The 6,632-nt window shown below is 35.7% G+C and carries 5 protein-coding genes; all 5 read left to right on the top strand.

The window, feature by feature from the left end; translation table 11 throughout:
• Positions 1-319 (top strand): ISL3 family transposase (locus G575_RS0110860; RefSeq protein ID WP_027972729.1); only part of this gene is annotated, 319 nt, incomplete at its 5' end.
• 285 nt (positions 320-604) lie between these two features.
• Positions 605-4,648, top strand: a complete 4,044-nt coding sequence (gene cas9 / locus G575_RS0110855) for a type II CRISPR RNA-guided endonuclease Cas9 (RefSeq protein ID WP_027972728.1) — start codon at positions 605-607, stop codon at positions 4,646-4,648.
• Positions 4,648-5,514 (top strand): type II CRISPR-associated endonuclease Cas1, encoded by an 867-nt coding sequence (gene cas1, locus G575_RS0110850; protein ID WP_037623142.1) that lies wholly within the window; start codon positions 4,648-4,650, stop codon positions 5,512-5,514. The genes cas9 and cas1 overlap by 1 nt, the downstream gene beginning before the upstream one ends.
• Complete coding sequence (cas2, locus tag G575_RS0110845) at positions 5,511-5,843, top strand: CRISPR-associated endonuclease Cas2 (protein WP_027972726.1); 333 nt, start codon at positions 5,511-5,513, stop codon at positions 5,841-5,843. Before cas1 ends, cas2 begins: the two co-directional genes overlap by 4 nt.
• 1 nt (position 5,844) lies before the next feature.
• Positions 5,845-6,507, top strand: coding sequence for a type II-A CRISPR-associated protein Csn2 (csn2, locus tag G575_RS0110840; RefSeq protein WP_027972725.1), 663 nt, complete (start codon positions 5,845-5,847; stop codon positions 6,505-6,507).
• The last annotated feature ends 125 nt before the right edge of the window (positions 6,508-6,632 follow it).

The following is a 6,632-nucleotide window of genomic DNA, read 5'->3' as shown; positions in this document are numbered from 1 at the left end:
TGAGCTTTATCAACTCCTGCTCTTCCATTTTCAAGAAAAACGAGCAACTGAATGCTTTGAACTCATTGAAGACCATTTGAAGCTCGTCAAGCAGCCATTTTTGACCGTCTTCAAGACCTTTCTCAAATACAAAGCTTACATCATCAACGCACTTGAGTTGCCTTATTCCAATGCCAAGTTGGAAGCGACCAACAAGCTTATCAAGGACATCAAACGCCAAGCTTTTGGATTTCGAAACTTCAAAAACTTTAAAACTAAAATTCTCATCGCTTTGAACATGCAAAGAGAGAGAACCAATTTGATTCTCTCTCGTGCTTAGTTATAAGTCACCCACTACAGTTGACAATGAGCCAAAATTGGGTACGGACTAAGCCTTATTTTAACTTGCTGTGTTGTTTCGAATAGTTCCAACAGGGTTATTATATACCATTGTTTGGAAAAAATCAAGCTCAAATCAACAAAAACTATAAAACAATATAATGCGTTGTTCATTATAGCAGATTATAATAGAAATTAGCTAATTTTATGTTTCCTACTTTATAATAAAACCCAAAATGTTTAAAATTGAATTGTGTTAAGTTAAAAAAATGGAGGTAATAAGCATATGCAGAAAACTTATTCAATCGGATTAGATATTGGAACCAATTCAGTTGGATTTTCCGTCGTTACAGATGACTATAAAGTTCCCTCTAAAAAGATGAAGGTTAATGGAAACACAGATAAGAAGTATCTCAAAAAGAACTTATTGGGAACCTTATTGTTTGACAGCGGAGAAACAGCGGCAGGAACCAGAATGAGGCGTACTACTCGTCGCCGTTATGTTAGAAGAAACAATCGTCTGCGTTACTTACAAGAGATTTTTGCGGATCAAATGGAACAAATTGATCCAAATTTCTTTCATCGACTAAAAGAATCATTTCTTGATGAAGAGGATAAGCAATTTGAACAACATCCAATTTTTGGGACATTAGCTGAAGAAGTAGCTTATCATCAACAATTTCCGACTATCTATCACTTAAGAAAACACTTAGCAGATTCAAAAGAACAAGTAGATTTACGACTGGTTTATATGGCATTGGCCCATATCATTAAATATAGAGGACATTTTTTAATTGAGGGCGGCTTAGAAAGCCAGGCAGTAGGTATCCAGCAATTGTTTGATGAGTTTGTTCAAGTTTACGATAGCGTATTTGAGGGTAGTGACTTAGTATCTATTCATGCTGAGGTAGAGCCTATTTTGGTTGATAAGTTAAGCAAGTCAGTCAAAAAGGATCGGGTGATGCAGCTATTTCCAACAGAAAAATCAAATGGGAATTTTGCGGAGTTTATGAAATTGATTGTAGGGAATCAAGCAGACTTCAAAAAAGTTTTTTCTTTAGATGAAAAGGCTGTATTGCAACTATCTAAAGATACCTATGAAGAAGAATTAGCTGATTTGCTTGGAAAAGTAGGAGATGACTATCTTGATTTGTTTCATGCAGCTAAGCGGTTGTACGATGCTGTTCTACTTGCAGGTATTATTACTAGTCAAGATATTGCGACAAAAGCACCACTCTCTGCTTCTATGGTTCAACGCTATGAGGAACATCAGAGTGATCTAAAAGCGTTGAAAAAACATATCCCAAATTATAAGCCTGATGAGCGTAAATTATACAAGGAAATGTTTAATGACAGCACTAAAAATGGTTATGCAGGTTATATTGAAGGAGGAGTAAAACAGGAGGAGTTTTACAAATATACCAAAGCTCTTCTGTCGGAAATTGAAAATTCCCAATACTTTATCGACAAAATTGAGCGAGAAGATTTTTTGAGAAAGCAACGAACATTTGACAATGGTGCAATCCCTCATCAAATTCATTTACAAGAGTTGAAGGCTATTGTCCGTCGACAAGGGGAGCATTATCCATTTTTGAAAGAAGAACAGCATAAAATCGAAGCGTTGCTAACTTTTAGAATACCATATTATGTCGGTCCATTAGCAAGAGGAAATAGCCGTTTTGCATGGGCTGTCAGAAAGTCAAATGAAAAAATAACTCCTTGGAATTTTGAAGAAATTATTGATAAGGAAGAATCTGCGAGGAAATTCATTGAGAGAATGACAAATGTAGATTTGTACTTACCAGATGAAAAGGTTCTACCAAAACATAGTTTCTTGTATGAAAAATTTGCAGTATTCAACGAGCTGACCAAAGTAAAATATATTACTGAGCAAGGTAAGGAAGAATTCTTTGATTGTCATCTGAAGCGTGAGATTTTTGAACAAGTTTTTAAGAACAGTCGAAAAGTAAAGAAAAAGGACTTATTGAATTTCTTGGACAAAGAGTTTGAAGAGTTTCGTATTGTTGATATTACGGGACTAGATTCTGAAAAACAAGAGTTTAATGCTTCTTTGGGAACCTACCATGATTTGAAGAAAATTCTTGATAAGGATTTCTTGGATGATGTAGCGAATGAACATCTTCTGGAAGAATTAATATTAACCTTGACACTTTTTGAAGACCGTGAAATGATTCGGAAACGGTTGAGTAAATACAGCGAGGCACTTACCAAAGAACAGTTGAAAAAACTGGAGAGAAGACACTATACTGGCTGGGGACGTTTATCTGCTAAGCTACTCAATGGCATTCGCCACAAAGCAACGAATAAAACAATATTAGATTATTTAATGGATGATGGTCAGATCAATCGCAATTTTATGCAGTTGATTCATGATGATGGTTTGGATTTTAAAACTATTATTTCAGAAGCACAAGTTATTGGTGAAAGAGATGACCTTAAAGCTATTGTAGATGATATTGCTGGAAGTCCTGCAATCAAAAAGGGCATTTTACAGAGTCTAAAAGTAGTCGAAGAGTTGGTTTCAATTATGGGGCATAATCCAGAGTCAATTATCATTGAAATGGCTCGTGAAAATCAAACAACCCAAAAAGGTCGCAAAAATTCTCAACAGCGATTGACAGGATTGACAAATTCGATTCGAGAGTTAGGCAGCGATATTCTGAAAGAGTTCCCAGTTGATAATAGTCAATTGCAGAATGACCGTCTTTATCTATACTATCTTCAAAATGGTAAAGATATGTACACAGGTGAGACTCTAAATATTGATCAGTTGTCACATTACGATATTGATCATATTATTCCACAAAGTTTTATAAAAGATGATTCTCTTGATAATCGTGTGTTGACAAGTTCTAAGAGTAATAGAGGAAAATCAGACAGTGTGCCTAGTCAGGAAATTGTTCAAAAAATGAAACCATTTTGGAAGAAGTTGCGTGATGCACAGCTGATTTCAAAACGAAAATTTGATAATTTAACAAAGTCTGAGCGTGGAGGGCTATCGCAGGAAGATAAGGCAGGTTTTATCAAACGACAACTGGTTGAGACACGTCAAATCACAAAACATGTTGCTCGTATACTAGATGAGCGTTTTAATCAGAAGCGTGACGACAATAACAAACTAATTCGAGATGTTAAAATCATCACTTTAAAATCAAATTTGGTTTCACAATTTAGAAAAGAGTTTGAATTGTATAAAATTCGAGAGCTAAATGATTATCACCATGCTCATGATGCTTATTTGAATGCGGTAGTCGGAAAGGCTTTGCTTGCAAAATATCCACAATTAGAAGCGGAGTTCGTATTTGGAGATTATCCAAAGTACAACAGTTATAAAGAGCGGATGACTGCGACGCAAAAAGTACTGTTCTATTCTAATATCTTGAACTTCTTGAAAGATGGTAATAAGCACGGAAACGAAGATGGAGAGGTTATCTGGGATCCAAACTACCATCTTCCAATGATTAAAAAAGTATTGAGCTATCCACAGGTTAATATTGTTAAGAAAACGGAAATTCAAACGGGTGGCTTTTCTAAAGAAAGCATTTTGCCAAAAGGAGATTCCGACAAATTAATTCGTCGGAAAAATAATTGGGATCCTAAAAAGTATGGTGGCTTTGATAGTCCAACCGTTGCTTACTCTGTTCTGGTTATTGCTGATGTCGCAAAAGGGAAGGCTCAGAAGTTAAAAACAGTAAAAGAGTTGGTTGGAATTACTATAATGGAACGCTCTGCGTTTGAAAAAAATCCAATAGTATTTTTAGAATCCAAAGGTTATCAAAACATTCAAGAGAAAAATATTATCAAGCTTCCTAAGTACAGCTTGTTTGAGTTGGAAGAGGGTCGCCGACGATTATTAGCTAGTGCGATTGAACTACAAAAGGGAAATCAACTTGTTTTATCTCAAGAGCAGATAAATCTGCTTTATCATGCCCAACGTGTAAAGAATCTAGAACAACCAGAGCACCTACGCTATGTGGAAGAACATAAAGCAGAATTTGAAGTTATTCTTAATACGCTATTGATAGCAGCTGAACGCTATATTCTCAAGCCTAAGGTTATCGAAATGATTAAAAAAGCGTTAGAGAGTAATCAGCTTGATATCACGCAGTATGCCGAATCGTTTGTTAATTTGCTAAAATTTACAGCATTCGGAGCGCCAGGAGGGTTCAAATGTTTTGGAATTGAAATAAAACAGGCAAACCTTAGATACCAGACGGTAACAGAGTGCTTAAATGCAACTCTCATCCACCAATATGTAACTGGTCTCTACGAGACACGAATTGATTTAAGTAAATTAGGAGGCGAATAATGGGTTGGCGGACAGTTGTTGTGAATACGCACTCTAAGTTGTCCTACAAAAATAATTATTTAATTTTTAAAGATGCTACTCGGACAGAGATGGTTCATCTGTCCGAGATAGACGTCTTATTGCTCGAAACGACTGACATTACTCTGTCAACGATGTTAGTACAGCGTTTGATGGATGAGAATATCGTGGTCATATTCTGTGACCAAAAACGATTGCCCATTGCCCATTTGATGCCCTATTATGCACGACATGATTCTAGTTTGCAACTCTCAAAGCAAGTCAGTTGGGATGAAGAAGTGAAGGCAATTGTGTGGACAACAATCATTGCTCAAAAAATTCGTAATCAGAGCATCTATCTGAGTGCCTGTGGCTTTTTTGAAAAATCAAGTTCCGTAATGGATCTTTATCATGGATTGGCATTGTTTGATCCGAGCAATCGGGAGGGGCATGCTGCTCGTATTTATTTTAATACCTTATTTGGTAATGACTTTTCACGTGAATTAGATAATGATATAAATGCAGGATTGGACTATGGTTATACTCTGCTGTTGAGTATGTTTGCACGTGAGGTAGTGGTTTCTGGATGTATGACTCAGTTTGGACTAAAGCACGCTAATCAGTTTAATCAATTCAATTTTGCAAGTGACATTATGGAACCTTTTCGTCCAATCATTGATAGGATTATTTACGAAAATCGTACAGAGCCTTTTGTCAAAATGAAGAAAGAACTGTTTACCATTTTCTCAGATACATTTGAATACAATGGCAAGGAAATGTACTTGACCAATATTGTTAGTGATTACACTAAAAAAGTCATAAAATCTCTGAATAATAAAGGGAATGGAATTCCTGAGTTTACAATATGAGTTACAGATATATGCGAATGATTTTAATGTTTGATATGCCTACCGATACTGCAGAGGAGAGAAAGGCCTACCGTAAATTTCGTAAATTCTTGCTTTCAGAAGGTTTTATCATGCACCAATTTTCTGTATATAGCAAGTTGTTATTGAATAATTCGGCTAATGCGGCAATGGTGGCTCGGTTGAAAGAGACTAATCCTCGAAAGGGGAATATCACCTTATTGACGGTCACTGAAAAACAGTTTGCAAGAATGATTTATCTTCACGGGGAAGCAAACACATGTATCGGAAATACCGATTCTCGTATTGTCATTCTGGGAGAGGAGTTTTGATATGAAATTAAATTTTTCTTTGTTGGATGAAGCAATATCGTTGAATGGATCGGTTATTCTGACTGTGGAAGATACTCAAGTCTTTGCAAAACTCGTTAAGGACTTGTATCAATACTCTGAAGAATCTGATGTAAAGTTCTTTGATACTGATTTTAAATCCGTAAAGGAGTCAGAATTGATGATTGTGACGGATATATTGGGCTATGATATCAATTCTGCACCAATCTTAAAGTTGATTCATGCTGATTTAGAGGCTCAATTAAATGATCAGCCGGAAGTTAAATCAATTATCGAAAAACTGGCTAATTCCATTACAGAGCTAATCAGTTATGAATGTTTAGAGAGTGAGTTGGATTTAGAATATGATGAAATCACAATTTTAGAGCTTATCAAGGCCTTGGGCGTTAAAATTGAAACCCAGAGTGATACGATATTTGAAAAATGTTTTGAAATACTGCAAATATTTCGTTACCTGACCAAAAAGAAATTACTGATTTTTGTTAACAGTCTATCCTATTTTACCAGCGCTGAAATTGAGAAAATAATGGAATTTATCAATTTGTCGCAGCTAAGAGTTCTTTTTTTGGAACCTAGAAGAGTCATAAATCAAACCCAGTATATCTTGGATGAAGACTATTTCTTAATAGCTGAAGAAGTGGTATAATCTAGTAAATAGGAACTTATTTGAAACTGAAATCTGGCTGAGATGAGCAGTGCGATTACGAAATTTCGAAAGAAAAATTTTTCTACGAGGTTTTAGAGCTGTGTTGTTTCGAATGGTTCCAAAAC

Source organism: Streptococcus plurextorum DSM 22810, assembly GCF_000423745.1.
GTDB lineage: Bacteria > Bacillota > Bacilli > Lactobacillales > Streptococcaceae > Streptococcus > Streptococcus plurextorum.
This window is presented reverse-complemented; position numbering and strand designations above follow the sequence as displayed.

Bases quoted from the DNA above. Each gene is read 5' to 3' on its own strand.
- cas9 (WP_027972728.1), top strand. From the start codon at position 605: ATGCAGAAAACTTATTCAATCGGATTAGATATTGGAACCAATTCAGTT.
- csn2 (WP_027972725.1), top strand. From the start codon at position 5,845: ATGAAATTAAATTTTTCTTTGTTGGATGAAGCAATATCGTTGAATGGA.
- cas2 (WP_027972726.1), top strand. From the start codon at position 5,511: ATGAGTTACAGATATATGCGAATGATTTTAATGTTTGATATGCCTACC.
- cas1 (WP_037623142.1), top strand. From the start codon at position 4,648: ATGGGTTGGCGGACAGTTGTTGTGAATACGCACTCTAAGTTGTCCTAC.